We start from the raw sequence: 19,144 nt of genomic DNA on the forward strand, positions 1-19,144 counted from the left end.
AGGCTATCTCAAGTCCGCACAGATCACGTCTAATGCGATTGAACGCATAGCCAACCCGAGGTTTCCGATCGCTCATGATACGCAAATCATCGGGCAACGGACTGGTAGATCGTCCGGTAGGTCTCCGCGATCCGGCTCCACGTTCGCTTCGTGGCGACCTCGTTCCGGCCGGCCTCACCCATCTCGGCGCGCCGCTCCGGATCGTCCCGCAGACCTGCGAGAGCCTTGGCCAGAGCCGCAGGATCGCCGGGCGGCACGAGCAGGCCGGCGCCCTCGGAACCGACCAGCTCCGACAGCGCGGGAAGGTCGCTCAGCACGACCGGCTTCCCAAGCGCCATCGCCTCCACCGGCTTGAGCGGGGTCACCAGGCGGCACACGCGAAGGTCCTCACGCGGGCAGACGAAGATGTCGATGGCCGACTGGGCCTGGAGCGCCTCCTCGGGGCCGACCCGGCCCGGAAGGATCGCGATGTCGCCGAGGCCGAGCTTCTCCACCTGGGCGAGCAGCACGGGACGCTCGGCGCCGTCGCCGACGATCAGGACGCGCACGGGGGTCCTGGTGTCGCGCAGCAGCGCGGCGGCCGAGAGCAGCGTCGCGAAGCCCTCGTAGCCCACGATGCTCGACACCGAACCGACGACGATCTCGTCCGGCGCGATGCCGTACGCGGCGCGGAACGCCGCGCCGTCGTAGTCGGCGGTCAGCAGCGTGTCGTCCACGGCGTTCGGCGCGAGGAAGATCTTCTCGCGGGGCACTCCGCGCTCGGCGATCTCCGCCGCCATCGTCTCGGCGAGCGTCACCACCGCGTCGGCGGAACGCATGATGTGCGCCTCGCGGTCGCGCTGGAGCAGGTGCCGCTCGCTGCCGATCCTGGCCGCGTCGCGCGAGGCCCAGGTCTCCTCCAGGAAGCCCCGCACCTCGTAGACCAGCGGCGTGCCGGTGCGCTCGCGCGCGGCCAGCGCGACCGAGCCGTTGCGGTGGTCGGTGGCCGCGTGCAGCACCTGGGGCCGCAACGTCCTGACCAGCTCGGTCACCTCGCCGGCTCCGCGGATCATGCGGCCGCGGCTCTCGAACGGCACCTCGCCGCTCGGCAGCAGGCGGTGGTACGGGACGCCGTCGATCTCCTCGTACGGCTCGGCGTCGGCGTGCCCCTGGAGCATGGGCCAGCCCCAGCTCGTCACGACGTGCGGATCGAGCCCGGCGGCGCGCTGCGCGGTCACGATGCGGTGCGTGCGGACGGTGTACCCGGCCTGGGTGTACGGCAGCGCGTTGGTCACGCAGTGCAGCACGCGGCCCTCGACCCGCTCGCCGACGATCACCTTGGACTTCGGCGGGATCGGAGCGGTGCCGATCGCGGCCTTCTCACCCTCGTAGTAGGCGATCCGCCTGCGGATGAACGGCCAGCGCGCGTGCGGCCGCAGCACCTCGATGGCCTTGGTCATCCGGCCCTGCTCGAACTCGGCCTTGGCCGCCTCAAGGGGACCGTCGGCCATGCGCCGCGCTATCTTGCGCGCGGTGACGCGCACGACGCGGGCGACCGGCCACGCGACCTTGCCCACCGCTGGACGCAGGCGTGGCGGCATCGCCTCCGCCGCGGCCTGCGCCACACGCATCGGGTCGGATTTGACCCTGGTGACGAAGACTCTGGAGACAATGACCGGATGCTGGACGAAGCCCTTGAGGAAACCGCGCACGCCGGCGCGAGCCGACTTGGGGGAGACCTTCTCGGGCCGGCTGGCCTCGGAAACCACGCGGTGACCGTACCATAGGCACCGCTTGGCCCTACTGGGCACTAGTTGACCCACTCCCGGCTGAAAGGCGAGGTCAATGAGGGAAAATCCCCTCGTTCTGCACGTGCTGGGCGCTCGTCCCAACTTCGTGAAAGCGGCGCCCGTCGTGCGCGGCCTGGCGGAGCTGGGGGTCCGGCAGGGCATCGTCCACACCGGGCAGCACTACGACGCGCTCATGTCCGACGTCTTCTTCGCCGACCTCGGCCTCCCCGAGCCGATCGCCAACCTCGGCGTGGGCTCCGGCAGCCACGCGCGCCAGACGGCCGCGCTGCTGACCGGCCTGGAGGAGGTCGTGCTGGAGCACAGGCCCGACCTCGTCGTGGTCTACGGAGACGTCAACTCCACGCTCGCCGCGATCCTGGTCTGCGCCAAGCTCCAGATCCCGACCGCGCACGTCGAGGCGGGCCTGCGGTCCTTCGACCGGGAGATGCCCGAGGAGGTCAACCGCGTCGTCACCGACGCGCTCGCCGACATCCTGCTGGTGACGAGCCCCGACGGGCTCTCCCACCTGGCCAACGAGGGGATCTCCCCGGCCAAGGTCCACCTGGTGGGCAACCCGATGATCGACAGCCTCTTCTCGGCGCTGCCGAAGCTCGACCCCGAGCCGCTGAAGGAGCGTCTCGCGCTGCCCGCGCGCTACGCCGTCGCCACCCTGCACCGTCCCGGGAACGTCGACGACCCCGAGTCCGCCCGCGAACTGGTCGAGGCCGTGCTCGCGGTGGGCGAGCAGGTGCCGATCGTGGTGCCGCTGCACCCGCGCGGGCGGGCGCGCCTGGCCGAGGCGGGCCTGGTGACCGGCGACAACCTCACGATCATCGACCCGCTGGGGTACGTCGAGTTCCTCTCGCTGGTACGGGGCGCGGCGCTGGTCGTGACCGACTCCGGCGGCGTGCAGGAGGAGACGACGATGCTCGGCGTCCCCTGCCTGACCGTGCGGCCGAACACCGAGCGGCCCATCACGATCACCCACGGCACCAACCGTCTCGTGACCCCGGCGACGCTGCCCGCGGCGGCGTCCAAGGCGCTCGCCGACGGCGCGGCCACCCCCAGCGGGGAGCTGCCGCCGCTGTGGGACGGCGCCGCGGGTCCGAGGATCGCCCGCGTCATCGAGGCCTGGCTGCGCGGCGACAACCTCTCCCCCGCCGCCCAGGCCACCCCACCCACGACGGCCTGACCTGGGCGTTCACTGCACGGACCACGCTCGATCGCCAGGCCGGCGATCTGGGCATCTGGGCGAAAACACCCATCCTTTCGCGGCAGAAGCCGTACGATCGGACATTCCCGGGCGATGAGCTCACAGGCTCGCGCGGGAGCTCGCGGATACGAGGGAGCAAGTCGGACCATGGCCGAGAGTGACCAGACAAATCCGGATGAGCCGCGCTTTCAGCGGCTCGGGGCGGCGAACTGGCTACCCGAGGAGCGCAAGGTCGTCGAGCGCTACGAGGACCGCATCCGCGACCTGGAGCGACGCCTCGCCACCGCCGAGGCGCGGGCCGAGTACGCCCAGTGGCAGCTGTCGGCCACCAAGGCGCAGCGCCCGTACCGCGTGAGCACCGCGCTCGCCGGGGCCAAGCGCCCGTCCAGGCTCGTACGGCTCCCGCGCGACCTGTCGCAGGCGCTCAAGCCGAAGAAGGCTCCCAAGGCGCCGGCGACGGTCACCGCGAGCAGCGTCGCCATCGACGCGGTGATGGCGCACGCGCCCGAGGTCAAGATCCCGAACCTGGCGTGGCCGGAGGGCCCGGTCAGCCGCCCGGACCTGAAGGTCGCCGTCATCCTGGACGACTTCTCCCGGATGGCCTTCAAGTACGAGTGGGACCAGATCGAGTTCGGGCTCAAGGACTGGCCCGAGATCTTCGCCGAGAAGCGTCCCGACGTGCTGTTCTGCGAGTCCGCGTGGCACGGCAACCAGACGCGCTGGCGCTACCAGATGACCGGCACCAACGCCCCCAAGCAGGAGCTGCGCGACCTGGTGAGCTGGTGCCGCGAGCAGGGCATCCCCACGGTCTTCTGGAACAAGGAGGACCCGCCGAACTTCGAGTTCTTCATCGACACGGCCAAGCTGTTCGACTACGTGTACACGTGCGACGGCGACATGGTCCCCAAGTATCGCGAAATATTGGGACACGATCGGGTGGATGTGCTGCAGTTCGCGGCGCAGCCGCGCGTGCACAACCCGATCCAGACCAAGCAGGGCCGGCCGTACGACGTGGTCTTCGCGGGCATGTACTTCCGCGACAAGCATCCCGAGCGGCGCGAGCAGATGGAGGCCGTGATCGCTCCCACGCGGGAGCTCGGCCTGCACATCTTCGCCCGCAACGACAAGGCCGGCGACAAGTACGCATGGCCCGAGGAGTACCGCCCGCACATCGTCGGCGAGCTGCCGTACGAGCAGATGCTCGCCGCGTACAAGATGTACAAGGTCTTCCTCAACGTGAACTCGGTGATCGACTCGCCGACCATGTGCGCCCGGCGCGTCTTCGAGCTGTCGGCGTGCTCCACCACCGTGCTGTCGGGGTGGTCGCGGGCCATCGAGGAGACGTTCGGCTCACTGATCCCGATCGCGCACACGCAGGAGGAGGCCTACAACCAGGCCCTCTACCTGATCAACAGCCCGGAGCTCCGTGCCCGCCAGGCCCACCTGGCCATGCGCGAGGTGTTCGACAAGCACCTGTTCTCCCACCGCGTCGACCAGATCCTCACCGCGCTCGGCCGTCCCGTGGTCGCGCGGACGAAGACCGTGTCGGTCGTCCTGCCCACCAACCGGGCGGGCCAGCTCGAACACGCCATCTCCCAGGTCGCCCGCCAGCGCCACCGCGACCTGGAGCTGATCCTGGTGCTGCACGGGCTCGACATCGACCCGGGCGTCGTCCGCGACAAGGCCCTCGCCGCCGGCATCCCCGCCGTCAAGGTGCTCACCGCCGACCCGTCGCTCACCCTCGGCGAGGTGCTGAACCTCGGCATCGCCCAGGCCGACGGCGAGTACGTCGCCAAGATGGACGACGACAACCTCTACGGCACGCACTACCTGTCGGACCTGCTGCGCGCCTTCGACTACGCCGACGCGGAGATGGTCGGCAAGGGCGCCCACTACACCTACTTCCCCGCCACCAACACGACCGTGATGCGCCTGCCCGGCCTGGAGCACCGGTACGCCCACCTCGTGCAGGGCGCCACGATCCTCGCCAAGGCCGACCTGCTGCGCACGTTCGCCTTCGAGGCCGTCAACGCGGGCGAGGACACGCGGCTCGTACGGCGGTGCAAGGAGGAGGGCGTGCGCATCTACTCCGCCGACCGCTTCAACTTCGTCTACATGCGCGGCGCCGACGCCTCGGCCCACACGTGGAAGGCCCAGGACTACAAGCTCACCCGCAACGCCCAGTTCTCCTTCGTCGGCCACCCCGAAGCCCACGTGATGATCTGACCCCACCGGCCGAACACCCTCCGGATACTGTCGCCAGCGATAGTATCGCTGGCGATACTATCGTCAGGAGGCGCATGTGAGCGGTTTCATCGGCCGGGAGGCGGAGCTCGCGGCGCTGCAAGGGTTGCTCGACCGGGTGACCTCGGCCGCCGGTGATCCCCGGCCAGGACGGTGCGTGCTCATGCGCGGGCGAAGGCGGATCGGCAAGTCCGCCCTGGCGGAGGAGTTCGTAACCCGCAGTGGCATGGCGTCTCTGTACTTCACCGCCGCACGCGCGAGCGCCGAGCAGGAGTTGCGGCAACTGCTCGATGACGTCGCTTCCTCCGACCTTCCTCACCGTGAACTCTTCGTCCACACCCCGCCGGCCAACTGGAACAGTGCACTCCAACTGCTGGCGGACGCGATCCCCGACGATTCACCATCGGTGGTGGTGATCGACGAGGTCCCCTACCTCATGGAGCGCGTCGACGCCTTCGAAGGGTTGCTCCAGCGGGCCTGGGACCGCTACCTGAGCCGCAAACCCGTTCTGCTGATCCTCATCGGCTCGGACATGTCGATGATGGAGGCGCTCAACAGCTACGAGAGGCCGTTCCATCAGCGGGGAACTGAGATGGTGATCAGGCCGCTCAATCCCTCCGAGATCCAGCGGATGCTCGATCTCGACGCCAAGGCGGCGTTCGAAGCGGCTCTCGTCACCGGTGGCCTCCCTCTGGTGTGCGCCGAGTGGGCACCGGGAGCTTCGGTGTGGGAATTCCTCCATGACGCGCTGACCAACCCGGTATCGGCCCTCCTCGTCTCAGGCGAAAGGACGCTGGCCGCGGAGTTCCCCGGCCAGGCCATGGCACGCGAAGCGCTGGAGGCCATCGGCAGCGGGGAGCGCACCTTCGTCAACATCGCGCGGGCCGCGGGAGGCATCTCCCACTCCACCCTCACCCGCGCGACGGACCTCCTCACGGCCAAAGGCATCGTGTCCTCAGACCTCCCGCTGAGCACCCGCCCCTCGAAGGAACGCCGGTACCGGATCACCGATCCCTACCTTCGCTTCTGGCTCTACTTCCTGCGGCCGCACATGCCGGAGATCGAGCGGCGCCGGGGTGACCTCACGCTGCGGCGGATCGCGGCGGGCTGGAGCAGTTGGCGCGGACGGGCGGTCGAGCCGTTGGTACGCGAGGCGCTGGCCCGGTTGGTACCCGATGGACGGCTTCCCTCCGCCGAGGCGATCGGCTCCTACTGGACACGGAGCAACGACGTCGAGATCGACATCGTCGGGGCGGACCGTACCCCCATCGCCAAAGAGCTTCGCTTCGTCGGATCGATCAAGTGGCTGGAGAGCGCCTTCGACGCTCACGACCTCCAGGAACTGGTCCGGCACCGGGCCGCGCTGACCGATCACCCCCTTCCATTGGTCGCCGTGTCCCGAGGCGGCGCGACCTGCGACGGACTCACCGCTCTATACGGCCCAGAGGAACTCATCACCGCGTGGAGGCCTCAGAGCCGGCCAGAGATCGGGCAGACGTCCTGACGGAACGTCGAAACCAGATGTTCCCGAGCCGGAACTCCTTCTACACCTACAACGGCCTGGTCGCGGCGCTGAGCGCGTACCCGGCCTTCGCGACCACGGGCAGCGACACCGTGAGGAAGCAGGAGGCGGCGGCCTTCCTGGCCAACGTCAACCACGAGACCGGCGGTCTGGTCTACATCGTCGAGCAGAACACCGCGAACTACCCCCACTACTGCGACACGAGCCAGCCTTACGGCTGCCCGGCGGGGCAGGCCGCGTACTACGGTCGCGGTCCGATCCAGCGCGATTATAGGTGTTGTACGTAGATTGTCGCGATTGAGGGGGAATGAGAAGCGACAGGGAGCGGTTGCGTACTCCCGGGGGACGGCCGCGCGGCCAGCGGGGTGAGTCCGGCCTCGATGTCCACGACGCGCAAGGAGAACGTCCCGGTGACGACGGTAGCGAGCCCGAAAGGCATCGGTCTGCGGTCGGAGCGCGGCCCGGTGCTCGCGGCCATCATGCTCTGCACGGGCCTTGTGGCACTCGACAGCACCATCATCGCGACGGCCGTGCCATCCGTGGTCAGCGACCTGGGCGGCTTCTCGCAGTTCCCGTGGCTGTTCTCCATCTACCTGCTCACCCAGGCGGTGACGGTCCCGCTGTACGGGAAGCTGGCGGACATCTTCGGGCGCAAGCCGGTCATGTTCTTCGGCATCGCGGTGTTCCTGCTCGGCTCGGTGCTCTGCGGAGTCGCGTGGAGCATGCCCGCGCTCATCGTCTTCCGCGCCCTGCAGGGCATCGGCGCCGGGGCCGTCCAGCCCATGAGCATCACGATGGTCGGCGACCTGTACTCCGTCGAGGAGCGCGCCCGCGTGCAGGGCTACGTGGCCAGCGTCTGGGGCATCTCGTCCGTCGTCGGCCCCGCCCTCGGCGGCGTGTTCTCCGAGTACATCTCGTGGCGCTGGATCTTCTTCATCAACCTGCCGCTCGGCGCCGTCGCGGCCTGGATGCTCGCCCGCCGGTTCAAGGAGCGGGTGACGCGCAGCTCCCACCAGATCGACTACCTTGGGGCCACGCTGCTCACCGGCGGCTCGTCGCTGCTCATCCTCGGCCTGCTCGAAGGCGGGGTGGCGTGGGGCTGGGCCTCGGTTTCCAGCCTGGTCATCTTCGCCGCGGGCGCCGTCCTGGTGGCCGCATTCGTCGTCGTGGAGCGCAGGGCCGCCGAGCCCATCCTGCCGCTGTGGGTGTTCCGCCACCGCACGCTCACCGGAGGCAACCTCGTCGGACTGGGCGTCGGCGCGCTCCTGATCGGCCTCACCTCGTACGTCCCGACCTACGTCGAGGGCGTCCTCGGCACGGGCGCCCTGGTGGCGGGCTTCGCCCTGGCGGCGCTCACCCTCGGGTGGCCGCTGGCCGCGACCTACTCAGGACGCCTCTACATGCGCATCGGCTTCCGTGACACCGCGTTCATCGGAAGCGGGTTGGTCGTGGCAGGCATCATCCTGGCCGCCCTGCTCAGCCAGCGGGCGCAGGTGTGGATGGTCGCGGGCGCGTGCTTCGTCGTCGGCGCCGGCCTCGGGCTCGCGTCCAGCCCGACTATGGTCGCCATCCAGTCGGTGGTCGGCTGGGAGCGCCGGGGCGTCGTCACGGCGACCAACATGTTCTCGCGTTCGATCGGGAGCGCGGTGGGGGCTGCGGTCTTCGGGGCGATCGCCAACGCCACGCTGGCCGACCGCTTCTCCCACCCCCCGGCGTCCCTGGCCGGCAAGCTGCCCAACAGCGTCGACGCCACGAGCCTCGTACTCGGCGCCCAGGGACCCGCCGCGCAGTCGGCCACGGCCGTCTTCATCCGCAGGGCGCTGTACGACGCCACCCACAACATCTTCCTCGCGCTCGTCGTGGTGGCGGTGCTCAGCGTGGGCGCGATCCTGCTCATGCCCCGCCGCACCGAACAGCTCACCTTCGACTGACCGCCCCTGCTTCCCCGCTGGGGGCGGCATAATCGGCACCCGGGTGGGAACGGGTGTGGTGAAGGGAAGACCATCGATCGCCCCGGTGAAGGGGATGAGAAACCATGGCGATCTCTCTCAACCACACGATCGTCCCCGCGCGTGACAAGCGCGCCTCGGCCGGATTCCTCGCGGGGATCCTCGGCCTACCTGTCGGCGAGCCGATGGGCCCGTTCATCCCGGTGCGCATCGGGGAGTCGCTCACGCTGGACTTCGCGGACGTCGACTTCGCGACCAGGGGCGTCACCGACATCGCGCCGCACCACTACGCGTTCGAGGTCGGCGAGCCCGAGTTCGACCAGATCTTCGACCGCATCGTACGGGCCGGCCTCGACTACTACGCCGAGCCCCATGAGCCCAAGCGTTTCGGGGAGATCAACACCTCGCGTGGTGGACGTGCGGTCTACTTCGACGACCCCGACGGGCACATCATGGAGATCATGACCACCTCCGGCGTCGACCCCCTCTGACGGGTCCACGGCTTCGACGCCCGTGACGAGCGTCGCCCCCGGTCGCCGTGCGGGCCATCGCCACGCCGCCCACACTGTCTTGCCCGTCCCGTCGGACGTGTGGACGACACCCCACCGCTCCGCGAGTGACTCGACGATCGCGAGACCCCGTCCGTGGACGGCGTCCAGACTGAGGCGCAGCCGCCGAGGATCTTCGGGGCCGTGGTCCGTCACCCGGACGTAGATCCCCTCCGCCGTCGCCCAGAGCGAGAGCCTGACCGGCGGCTCGCCGTACACGACAGCGTTCCCGAGCAACTCGCTCACCACCAGGACCAGGTCGTCGGTGAGTTCCCGGGGCACCCCCCAACCGCGACACGTGTCCCGCACCATGCTCCGGGCCTTTCCCACGACCGCCGGTTCACAGGGCAGGTCCCAGCACACGGTACGTGGACCATCCGGAGTGTCGATCATTGAGACTCCCTGCTGGAGAAGGGGGGATGAGTTCTGTCGGGCAGCGGTGATCGCTCCCTTGCGGTGCCGCCCGGTCACGCCGCCCTCCGGCCGCCGGCCTCGTACGGGTGCGGCGCGCGCCTGCCCGGCATGGACCGGACGTCCGGGGGATGGCTCGCGCGGTACGAGGGCGCCGATCCGGTGGCCGGTGGCGCGATGAACTGAGCGCGCTGCCCGGCATGCGGGTCCGGCACCTGCGACATCGCGCTCAGCGGACGTACGGGAGCGGGGACGCGGCGCGAGAGCCCGAGGCGCCACCACTCGGCCAACCTCGCCCGGAACTGGCGATCGGTCGGCGCCTCGTAGGCGTGCCGCCCCCGGTGGGGAAGGCAACGGTCATCGTGGGCGTACGGCGAATCACCACACCACCGGCACCCCATAGGCGCAGGCGGCCTCTCGGCCCTGTAACGCATCCGGATGACACGAATAACCCTTGTAAAGTTGACCACGGGATCGGACCTCCAGTGTCCGTTTCAAGGAGTCCGTCCGGTGTTCGTCGCACCTGACGGACTCCGCCTATTTGCGGTGCTCTGCCCACTTCATGCCCGCACTATTCACCCGTTAATTCATGGCAGATAACGCCAAATCGGGCATTATTTGAGCAGGCCTTGATCCTGGTCACGCCGTTCAGCCGCGATTCGGCCATCTTCCTGGTCGCGACCTATTAACATGCTGGCAGAACGATACGGGAATCACAATGCGCAGATAAATATACGCGCGTATGCCTGATTTTCAATTCCCCAGCAAGTTGGACATTAGCGGCAGGAGGACGTTCACATGGTGACCAATAGCCCCACGGTCAAGCGGCGACGACTGTCCCAAACGCTTCGCCGACTCCGGAAGGACGCCGGGCTTTCGGTGACGGAGGCGGGCAAGCGACTGGAGTGGGATCCGTCAAAGGTGTCAAGGATGGAGCGCAACGAGTGGAAGCTCCCGAGCATCCATGACGTCCGTCTGCTGCTCGACCTGTATGGCGTCACAGACAGGGACAAACGAGAAGCCCTCGTCACGCTCGCCCGAGAAGCTCGTCAACGTGGCTGGTGGGAGAAGTACCAGGATGTCTTCCGCAGCAGCCTGCCGGACTTCGAGTCGGGCTCCAGTGCGATCCGAACCTGGCAGGTCGTACTCGTCCCCGGACTGCTCCAAACAGAGGCGTACGCGAAGGCGGTCTGGCGTGCGGGCCAGGTTCTCGACGAAGATCTCATCGAGCGCCATGTGCAGGCGCGGCTCGCACGTCAGACCATCCTCAACCGCGAGGACGCACCGTCCTTGCTGGCGCTGATCGATGAAGCGGCATTGCGCAAGTTGATCGGTGGGGCGGAAGTGATGCGCGAGCAAATCGAGCATCTGATCAAGATGGCGGGCAAGCCGAACATTACAGTCCAGGTGGTTCCTGACTCTGCCGGGGCCCACCCGGCGCTGGAAGGTTCGTTCGTCATCCTGGACTTTCCCGATGACCCGAGCCTGATTTATACGGTGACGGTCACCGAAAGCCTCTGGCTTGAGCAGCCATCGGAGTACCAGCGATATAGCCTTATCTTCAGCCATGTAATGACATCGGCCCTATCTCCAGATGAGTCGATTCGGTACATGGAGACACTCGCGCATCGGCTCAAGGAGTAGGCATGGATCAAGACTTAAGCAGGCTGACCTGGTACAAGAGCTCCCGCAGCGGGGCCAACAACGACGACTGCGTGGAGGTTGCGAACTTGTCCAGTGGGGGGCGGGCGGTACGGGACAGTAAGGATCCGGGGGGGCCGGTTCTCGCGTTCGGGGCCGGTGAGTGGCGGGCGTTCGTGCGAGGTATGAAGGCCGGCTGGCTGGGCTGACCGTCGCGTTCCACCCGTCGCGAGCGCCAAGCCGAGGAGCGTGCGCTCGTACAACACCTGGTGGCCACGGCCCCGTACGAGCGCGCCCGGCGCTTCGGGAACAGGTCGCTGCCACGATGCGCCCATGCCGCACACCGGCTAGATCACCTTGGGCTGCCAGCACAGGCAAGCCGCCCACCAGGTCTCGGTTACTGTCAGTCCGTGAACCAACACGAGGCAGACACGGCGCTGGCCATAGTGGGTCATGGCGTCTCGGCCGATTCCCTGGACACGGAGACGCTTGACATCAAGATGGTCGTCCGCTCTCCCAACTCCTGCCCTTTCCCCCCCGACCAACAGCGAGAGGTCATGATCGCACGCGGCCAGGTGGACTGGTCGGCTGATGCCTCAAGCATCGGGATCGACAAGCTCAGCGCCATAGAATTCGAGCGACTGCGTCGCATTCTCGCGGCGAGCGGCCGCGATCACCTGGCCGACCTGGGAGATCAAGCTCTGCTGGAATCCCTCCGCCTGATCGCGCCCAACGGCGGCATCACCAATGCGGGCGTTCTCTTGCTGGCTGACGAGCCGTTGCTGAACCAGATCATCCCCGGTTATGGTTACTCGTATCAATTCCGCCCCACCACGGGCAGCGAGGCGACGCAACGAATAAGAGGCACTCGACCTCTGATCGCCGCGATCCAAGCTCTTACGGATGCGATAGAGACTCGTCGCGAGGTCCACCCGCTCAATGTGGCCGGCGGCGTGCAACTGCAGCTCACAGACTATCCGAACGAGGCCGTCCGCGAGCTCATCATCAACGCGTTCATCCACCGATCATACGAGACCAGCGGCACGGTCGACATCGAGCATTCTCCTGAACGCCTCGTCATCACGAGTCCGGGCGGACTGGTATCGGGCGTGACCCCCTCCAATATCCTCACCTATCCGTCCACTCCGAGAAATCGCCTCCTCACGGAAACGGTTTCCATCCTCCAGTTCGCCGAACGCACCGGACAGGGAGTCGACAGGGCCTATCGGGAGATGCTGCGGATCGGCAAAGAGCCTCCCCTGTTCGAGGATCACGGAACGCTTGTTCGCGCCACTCTCGCGGGCGGAATCGGCAACGGCGCTTTCGTGCGCTTCATCAGTGACCTTCCAATAAAAGTGGCAAGAGACCTGAATGTACTGCTTGCCTTGTCATATCTTCGGCATAGCACCAATATCGACGCGATGAAACTCGCGGAAACCATCCAGCGCACTCCGGTCGAGGCGCAGGAGGTTCTTTCCATGATGGCAGATGAATATGATCTTCTAGAGCCGACAAGACGTACGATCAACAAGCCGTTTCCTACATACCGCCTCCGATCCCACGTTCTCACGGCGATGTCCCGTTCGGTGACGTATCGCCGCCACGGCGCCACGGAGACCGATCAAAAGGTGATCGACCACGTACGGGAGTACGGCTTCGTCACTAACCAGACGATCCGTCGGCTGTTCGACCTGCATGTTTACGCGGCCCGCGATCTGATCAACGCTCTCAGAGATCGAGAGATCCTGGAAAAGATCGGTGCCGCACGAGGAGGTGTCGGGGTGCATTACGGCCCAGGGAAGAAATTTCCGAAATGAAGATCTGAGTCTTCCGCGCCACCCTCGGACGTCCCTCGCCTGCCGAGCGCGCAGGTGGTGAAGGAGAACATTGAGGCGATACATCATCACTGGCACCCCCGGTGCCGGGAAGACGACGGTTCTCCGGCATCTGGAGGCGCTCGGGCACGGTGTCGTCGACGAGGCGGCGACGGCGGTCATCGCGTCGGAGCAGGCGCGGGGCGAAACCGAGCCGTGGGCGCATGCGTCGTTCATCGACAAGGTGCTCACCGTGCAGCGGCACCGGCAGACGGACGGCCCGGCGACGGACATCCAGTTCTACGACCGTTCTCCGATCTGCACCCATGCGCTCGCCATCTATCTGGGATATCCGGTCTCCCCGGCGCTCTCCGCCGAGATCGAGAGGATCACAGGCGAGGACGTCTACGAGCGTCACGTCTTCTTCATCCGCAATCTCGGATTCTGCGAGCCCACCCCCGCCCGGCGGATCAGCTTCGAGGACTCCCTCGAATTCGAGCGCGTACACGAGGAGAGCTACCGCCTGTTCGGCTACGAGCTCGTCGACGTTCCGGCCGGAGAACCGGCTGCTCGCGCGGCCTTGATGACGAACACCATCTCTCGACTCGACGGTGAGAACCGTCTGGCGGCACCTTCGCGGCGCTTCTGGAAGACGTCGTAGGCTGCCCCCCATGTCTTCGCCACCCCCACGCGCTCGGCGGCAGCCCCTGAAGGAACCGGCGGCGCCCAGATTGAAGACCGTTCTCAGCGGCGCGCGACTGCCCGAGCACGATCTCGTGGACGACGGCACGTACCGGTCGATGGAGTTCGGCGGGGCGTGACCGTCAAACCTCGGACGCGCGGGGATTGGCCCACAGCCTCGCGAACGCCATGGGGATCATCGTCGAGGACGCCTGACGGCCATAGGGCCGTCGTTTCGCCCTGACGGGATCTTGCCTCTGTCATGCACCTGACGCGGAGATCAAAGGCCGCGATATCAGGCGATTGATCGTTACTCTCGGTAGTCGAGTGGTTGTACTCAGCCACACCAGTCGACCATTGAGAGGCAGGCCCCAATGCGAATGCGCCCCGCAAGGAAAGTCCGTTCAAACAGGAAAAGCCTCGCGCTCGGACTGCCCGGACTTCTGCTGTTCAGCGCCGCCATCGCGATGTCCCCGACCGCCCAGGCAGGGACGACGGCTCCGCTGCGACGCCCTGTGGAGGTCACGGCTACCCACGCGTCCAATCCCATCCAGGGCCAGTACATCGTCAGGCTGAAACCCGGCGCGAGCGCCTCCGGCACGGCGCTCCCGCTCGGCGTGCACCCCCTCCAGACCTACAAGCATGTGTTCGACGGCTTCGCCGCCAGGCTGACGCCCGCGCAGCTCAACCGGTTGCGGTTCCAACCCTCCGTCGCGGCGATCGAACAGGATGCCCTGGCCTACGCCTTCGACTCGCCGCCGCGCCCGGCCGGACCGGTGACGCGCGTTCCGCCGGCGGGGCCCACCACCTCGTGGGGGCTCGATCGCATCGACCAGCGACGCCTCCCGCTCAATGGCCAGTTCAATCCCCGGCACACCGGTGCGGGGGTGACCGCCTACATGATCGACAGCGGCATCGACCCGACCAACACCGAGTTCAGCGGCCGCCTCCTGCGCGGCTACACCACCATCGACGACGGGTACGGCACCAGCGACTGCCTGGGCCACGGCACGATGACGGCCGGCATCGTCGGTGGCACCACTTGGGGTGTGGTCCACGCCGTCAAACTGGTTCCGGTCCGTGTCCTCGGCTGCGACGGCAGCGGCGCGTTCTCCGGGATCATCGCCGGGTTCGACTGGGTGGCCGCGAACGCCGTCAAACCGGCCGTCGCCAACGCCTCTCTCGGCGGGTCGAAGTCCGACGCGGCCAACGCCGCGGCCACCGCACTGGCCGACTCCGGGGTGTTCGTCAGCGTGGCGGCCGGAAACAGCTCCGCCGACGCGTGCGACGTCTCCCCGGCCAGCGCCCCACGGGTGCTGACCCTCGGAGCCTCCGACATCACCGACGCCTTCGCCTCGTTCAGCAACACCGGTCCCTGCGTCGACATGATCGCTCCCGGTGTGAACATCACCTCGGCCAGGCTGGGAGGCGGCAGCACTTCGGGCAGCGGAACCTCCTTCGCCGCTCCCTACGCCACCGGGGTGGGCGCGCTGTTCAAGTCGGCCTACGGCGACTACGCCACCGCCACCGTCCTCACCTGGCTCGTCAGCGCGACCACTCCGAACGTCCTGAAGGGCGTGCCGAGCGGCACGAACAACAGGCTGCTGTACTCCGCGGGGCTGTAGCCCATCCGCTTCCTCGCGGCACATCCTCCTCGACGGGCAGGCCAGGATTTGGTTCTGACCAGGTGAGACGCTGGCTCGCGCCCCAAGGTCGGGTCTTTGACCCACACGTCTCCAAGATCAAGAATTCGACCACCGGCTCAAGATGATCAAGGGAACAGTCATGACACTTCTGTGCAGCGGTATGGCTCGCATCTCCGTGATCCTCGTCGCGGTCGCGGGATTCAGTCAGCAAGCCACCAATGCCGCCTGGGCCGACCAGCCACGTGACTCCGCCGCGGCATCCGGCACGTCGGAGGTGATCGCTTCGGCCAAGGCGCTGGTGCTGGTGGTCGGCCAGGGGCCGGTCCTCGTACCCCCCTCCCGGGCCGTGGTGTTGCAGTGTGCGCCCAGGGGAGGCGGAACGCACCCGAAACCACGCGAGGCCTGTGCCTTGCTGGCCGGTGTGGATGGCGATGTGCAGAAACTGAGGAATACGAACCAAACGGCCTGCCCGACGATCTACGAGCCGGTGACGGTGTCGTCGGTCGGCGTCTGGGACGACCACTTCCTTTTGTCGATACGCACGTTCGGCAACCCCTGCGAGCTCGCGAGCACTCTCGGGCCTGTGGGAAGTTTCTGACGACCCGCGACGAGCGAGCCGGCGAAGGACCCAGGGAACGCCGGGCCCCTTCGCCGGCTCAGGCTCGTACCCGCCCTCCCGAGCGTGATCTACGGGGACACGATGGCGGCATGGAGTTCTTCCCGGCGATGCCGCTGGCCGGGTGGCGCGAGACGTGCGCGTCCGCATCGACCTGCCACACTTGTCCGACTTTCCTGACGCGAGCCGGCCGTTCGACGACGACGCCAGGACGACATGGCTCGATCTGTCCACCAAACGCACCCGCCGCGCCTCGGACGGGCCCTCGGGTCGACCTCGACACGAAGTGGAACCCGCCGCCGAGACAATGCCAGCGCTCCGGCCCTATCGCTGCGCTCTCGCGCGGGTGAGCAGCGACAGCTCGTAGGGCCGGAGAGCGTCGGATCTGTCCCATAGCGCGGTGTCGACCGTGTCGCGCTGGTGGACGTGCTCGATGACGGCGAAGCCGTGCTTCTCCAGGAGGGCGGACATGCCCTCGGGGCCGAGGAAGGTCAGCCAGGGCTCGCCTCCGTCGGCCGAGACCGGCGTCACGGCCTCGACGTACGCCTGGCCCGCCTCGTCCCGCAGGTTCTCGGGAAGCATGCTGTCGGCGACCAGCTCGGTGCCGGGCGCGAAACCGCCGATCACCGCGAGGGTCTGCCCGATGGCCGCGTGGCTGAGGTACATCGTGACGCCGAGCCAGCTCACGAACGCGGGGCGGGACGGATCGAACCTGTGGAGGACGAGGCTGTCGAGCAGCGAATCGGTCTCGAAATCGAGGGGGACGAAGGTGACGGCGCCCGGCGCCGCGACCCCCGCGTCCTCCAGCAGGCGGCGCTTCCAGCGCTGCGTGGCCGGATGGTCGACCTCGAAGACCCGGACCTGGGCGGCGGGCTCCGCCCGGTAGGCGTACGAGTCGAGGCCCGCGCCAAGGATCACGTACTGGTCGACGCCACCGTGTATCGCCTCGGCGAGGCGGTCCTCGGTGTAACGGCTCCGGGTGACCGCCGCCGCGCGGGCGCCCGCGAGGACGAGATGCGTGCCGTGGGCGCGGTGGTAGCCGACAAGCTCCTCGGCCCGATCTCCCAGCAGCTCGTAGGCCAGGGTGTCGGCGAAGATCCTCGGTTCGTCGTCGACGATCAGATGCGCGGCACGCGCGGCGGCCGCCATGAGCGCGGTCTGGCTCGGCTCTCCATTGGAATTCACGAGGAGACACTACATATAGATTTTGGCATTATATCACAAAATAAAATCTTTCAGAAGTACCTATGAATCACAATCGCGAAACACCTGACGAGTATCGCATTACAGCCTTCACCGGCCATCGGCCGCCGCGCCCCCAGGCCGTTTGCGTCATCGGGGCTCGGGCGAGTTGCGAGCCTTTGCCCGAAACAGACAGGCGTCTCCTTCAGCCCCTCCCCAACTGCGGTGTAGGCGGCGGCAAACATCCAACGGCTCGCGCTCACCGTTCGTGGGCAATCAGATGCTCCCCGTGTCTAATGGCTGACGCATGAGGAACGGCCAGGCCGGCCTGGAGGGTCATCCCTTTGAGGGCCGGCTCGGCCGACCGGACGTCATCGATATCAGGGGAGAAATCGTGACAAATCGTGTCGTGTTCTGTCTGGGGACGGCCGCCGTCGCGGCCTTGACCGCGTTCTCGCTCCCGGCCGTGGCGGCCATGGCGGCCACGGTCGACGACATTCCCGCCGCCGACTCGGGGCTGCCTTCGGGCGTCGTCAAACTGGGTGACAGCGAGCAGTGCCCCACGAAGACGCTGTGCCTCTACCGCGACTACGGCCGGGGCGGTCCGGCCTACGGCGTCGGGGCCGGCCACCCGGTCGACCTCAACAAGCTGCCCATCGCCGGCGGTACGGCCGGACGACCCAGCGCGGCCAACAACATCTCCTCCTGGGTCAACAACACCGACCACAAGGCGAAGCTGATCAACGTCGACGCACCCGGGCTCACCCGCACCCTGAAGGCCGGACACTCGCTCGAAGAGCCCACGGCCACCAACGACACCGTTGACAAGATCGAGTGGGCCGCCGGCGCCAAGTAGCCTCCACCCCGCCCCGGGCCGCCCGACACGGACGGCCCGGGGCTTTCACGTCCGGGGCCTTGAACGGGCGCTCACGTCCAGCACCTGCAGGGGCGCTCACGTACGTCCGGCCGTCTCCGCGGCTACGCGGGCGCGTTGGGGGATGACGGTGTAGCGGGGGTCCGCGGCCGAGGCGACGCCCGCCGAGAACACGCCGAGCCGGACACAGGCCGACGCCGCCATGAGAGCCGCTCCGGAAAGCACGGCGAGGGAGCGCTTCCGCCCCGCCAGCATCGCGCCGGCGGCGCCCGCCACGGCCAGCGCCTCTCCCGCACGCAGCAGCGTGCCCGCGCGTCCCCGCTCGTACGACTCGGCGATCATGCCCATGCGGCGCCGCATCAGCCGCCCGGCGACCAGCTCCAGCGCGGCGCCGAAGACCGCCGCACGGCGCGCGGGGGCGTTCTCCGACGCCGGCGCCGCGATCATGGCGGCGCCCGCCGCCGTGGCCGTGGCCGAGCCCGCGAACAGGAACGGCATCTCCCGGAAACCCTCGTGCCAGGCGGGCACGGCGGTGTCGCTCACCAGCACGGCCGTGTACGTCGTGACCGCCGGGCCGATCACCGCGGCCCCGTAGCACGCCGCCCGGCCGGCGAGGGGGCACCGTCCGGTGACGTCGGTGACCAGGCTGACTCCGGCCAGTGGCGCGTACGCGGCCAGCAGCCAGGATCCGACGTTCATCGGCGAGGTGGGCTTGAAGGTCCTGAGCATGTTGAGGAAGCGCTCCGGCCGGCCGAGATCCTCGACCAGCAGGACCAGCGACATCGTGATGCCGGCGAGCGCGGCGACCTTCCCGGCCCGCGCGAGCCCGGGGCGCCCGGTGAGCTGCCCCCCGGCCGCGAACACCGACGAGGCCCCGGCCAGGCCGCCCAGATAGAGGTAGCCGCCGATGTTCACCTCGCGCCAGGTCGGCGCCTTCAGGATGGGGCGGTTGTAGTACGAGATGTACTCGTCCGCCATCTGTGTCGCCTGACCGTCAAGGAGGCCTCGCGTCGTCATCTCACTCTCCTTGTCGC

17 protein-coding genes and 1 pseudogene are annotated in these 19,144 nt (G+C 67.8%); 14 read left to right on the top strand and 4 right to left on the bottom strand.

The genetic code is table 11. The annotated features are described in order from the left end of the window. Positions 1-86 precede the first annotated feature (86 nt). Complete coding sequence (locus ACGFIV_RS01505; protein WP_392830966.1) at positions 87-1,748, bottom strand: glycosyltransferase family 4 protein; 1,662 nt, start codon at positions 1,746-1,748, stop codon at positions 87-89. A 76-nt stretch (positions 1,749-1,824) separates the two neighbouring features. Between ACGFIV_RS01505 and wecB the strand changes: the two genes are divergently transcribed. From wecB to ACGFIV_RS01535, 6 genes are all read left to right on the top strand, one after another. Continuing rightward, on the top strand, positions 1,825-2,961 hold the full coding sequence (gene wecB / locus ACGFIV_RS01510; protein WP_358550601.1) for a non-hydrolyzing UDP-N-acetylglucosamine 2-epimerase: 1,137 nt from the start codon (positions 1,825-1,827) through the stop codon (positions 2,959-2,961). A 168-nt stretch (positions 2,962-3,129) separates the two neighbouring features. Further along, entirely contained in the window at positions 3,130-5,208 is a 2,079-nt protein-coding gene (locus tag ACGFIV_RS01515) for a glycosyltransferase (RefSeq protein ID WP_392830970.1), read from the top strand. 76 nt (positions 5,209-5,284) lie between these two features. Continuing rightward, positions 5,285-6,730 (top strand): ATP-binding protein, encoded by a 1,446-nt coding sequence (locus tag ACGFIV_RS01520; RefSeq protein ID WP_392830973.1) that lies wholly within the window; start codon positions 5,285-5,287, stop codon positions 6,728-6,730. Positions 6,731-6,747: 17 nt separating this feature from the next. Then, positions 6,748-7,035 (top strand): chitinase, encoded by a 288-nt coding sequence (locus tag ACGFIV_RS01525; RefSeq protein WP_392830976.1) that lies wholly within the window; start codon positions 6,748-6,750, stop codon positions 7,033-7,035. Positions 7,036-7,158: 123 nt separating this feature from the next. Continuing rightward, complete coding sequence (locus tag ACGFIV_RS01530) at positions 7,159-8,679, top strand: MDR family MFS transporter (protein ID WP_392830980.1); 1,521 nt, start codon at positions 7,159-7,161, stop codon at positions 8,677-8,679. 104 nt (positions 8,680-8,783) lie between these two features. Next, on the top strand, positions 8,784-9,188 hold the full coding sequence (locus ACGFIV_RS01535; RefSeq protein WP_392830983.1) for a VOC family protein: 405 nt from the start codon (positions 8,784-8,786) through the stop codon (positions 9,186-9,188). A gap of 72 nt (positions 9,189-9,260) precedes the next feature. Here ACGFIV_RS01535 and ACGFIV_RS01540 read toward each other — a convergent pair. Further along, positions 9,261-9,638 (bottom strand): annotated as a pseudogene (locus ACGFIV_RS01540) (ATP-binding protein); the annotation flags it as partial. Between the two features lie 816 nt (positions 9,639-10,454). On the opposite strand from ACGFIV_RS01540, the gene ACGFIV_RS01545 reads away from it, so the two are divergent. From ACGFIV_RS01545 to ACGFIV_RS01575, 7 genes are all read left to right on the top strand, one after another. Further along, entirely contained in the window at positions 10,455-11,300 is an 846-nt protein-coding gene (locus tag ACGFIV_RS01545; RefSeq protein ID WP_358550587.1) for a helix-turn-helix transcriptional regulator, read from the top strand. 2 nt (positions 11,301-11,302) lie between these two features. Further along, positions 11,303-11,506 (top strand): DUF397 domain-containing protein, encoded by a 204-nt coding sequence (locus ACGFIV_RS01550; RefSeq protein ID WP_358550585.1) that lies wholly within the window; start codon positions 11,303-11,305, stop codon positions 11,504-11,506. Between the two features lie 201 nt (positions 11,507-11,707). After that, positions 11,708-13,114, top strand: coding sequence for an ATP-binding protein (locus tag ACGFIV_RS01555; protein ID WP_392830987.1), 1,407 nt, complete (start codon positions 11,708-11,710; stop codon positions 13,112-13,114). Positions 13,115-13,184: 70 nt separating this feature from the next. Further along, a complete protein-coding gene (locus ACGFIV_RS01560; RefSeq protein ID WP_392830990.1) occupies positions 13,185-13,772 on the top strand; it encodes an AAA family ATPase in 588 nt (195 codons plus the stop codon). Positions 13,773-13,782: 10 nt separating this feature from the next. Then, on the top strand, positions 13,783-13,932 hold the full coding sequence (locus ACGFIV_RS01565; RefSeq protein WP_392830993.1) for a hypothetical protein: 150 nt from the start codon (positions 13,783-13,785) through the stop codon (positions 13,930-13,932). Positions 13,933-14,307: 375 nt separating this feature from the next. Then, a complete protein-coding gene (locus tag ACGFIV_RS01570; protein ID WP_392830996.1) occupies positions 14,308-15,417 on the top strand; it encodes a S8 family peptidase in 1,110 nt (369 codons plus the stop codon). Positions 15,418-15,559: 142 nt separating this feature from the next. Further along, entirely contained in the window at positions 15,560-16,036 is a 477-nt protein-coding gene (locus ACGFIV_RS01575; protein ID WP_392830999.1) for an SSI family serine proteinase inhibitor, read from the top strand. 342 nt (positions 16,037-16,378) lie between these two features. On the opposite strand, the gene ACGFIV_RS01580 is transcribed toward ACGFIV_RS01575, so the two are convergent. After that, positions 16,379-17,239, bottom strand: a complete 861-nt coding sequence (locus tag ACGFIV_RS01580) for a class I SAM-dependent methyltransferase (protein WP_392831003.1) — start codon at positions 17,237-17,239, stop codon at positions 16,379-16,381. Positions 17,240-17,630: 391 nt separating this feature from the next. Between ACGFIV_RS01580 and ACGFIV_RS01585 the strand changes: the two genes are divergently transcribed. Next, a complete protein-coding gene (locus ACGFIV_RS01585; RefSeq protein WP_392831006.1) occupies positions 17,631-18,092 on the top strand; it encodes a peptidase inhibitor family I36 protein in 462 nt (153 codons plus the stop codon). Between the two features lie 96 nt (positions 18,093-18,188). On the opposite strand, the gene nrfD is transcribed toward ACGFIV_RS01585, so the two are convergent. Then, positions 18,189-19,127, bottom strand: a complete 939-nt coding sequence (nrfD, locus tag ACGFIV_RS01590; RefSeq protein ID WP_392831009.1) for an NrfD/PsrC family molybdoenzyme membrane anchor subunit — start codon at positions 19,125-19,127, stop codon at positions 18,189-18,191. Positions 19,128-19,144: the final 17 nt, after the last annotated feature.

Source organism: Sphaerisporangium sp. NPDC049003, assembly GCF_043197795.1.
Classification (GTDB): Bacteria; Actinomycetota; Actinomycetes; order Streptosporangiales; family Streptosporangiaceae; genus Sphaerisporangium.

Coding starts and splice junctions, on each gene's coding strand:
- nrfD (WP_392831009.1), bottom strand. CDS start 19,127: ATGACGACGCGAGGCCTCCTTGACGGTCAGGCGACACAGATGGCGGAC.
- wecB (WP_358550601.1), top strand. CDS start 1,825: ATGAGGGAAAATCCCCTCGTTCTGCACGTGCTGGGCGCTCGTCCCAAC.
- ACGFIV_RS01575 (WP_392830999.1), top strand. CDS start 15,560: ATGATCAAGGGAACAGTCATGACACTTCTGTGCAGCGGTATGGCTCGC.
- ACGFIV_RS01535 (WP_392830983.1), top strand. CDS start 8,784: ATGGCGATCTCTCTCAACCACACGATCGTCCCCGCGCGTGACAAGCGC.
- ACGFIV_RS01550 (WP_358550585.1), top strand. CDS start 11,303: ATGGATCAAGACTTAAGCAGGCTGACCTGGTACAAGAGCTCCCGCAGC.
- ACGFIV_RS01525 (WP_392830976.1), top strand. CDS start 6,748: ATGTTCCCGAGCCGGAACTCCTTCTACACCTACAACGGCCTGGTCGCG.
- ACGFIV_RS01515 (WP_392830970.1), top strand. CDS start 3,130: ATGGCCGAGAGTGACCAGACAAATCCGGATGAGCCGCGCTTTCAGCGG.
- ACGFIV_RS01545 (WP_358550587.1), top strand. CDS start 10,455: ATGGTGACCAATAGCCCCACGGTCAAGCGGCGACGACTGTCCCAAACG.
- ACGFIV_RS01565 (WP_392830993.1), top strand. CDS start 13,783: ATGTCTTCGCCACCCCCACGCGCTCGGCGGCAGCCCCTGAAGGAACCG.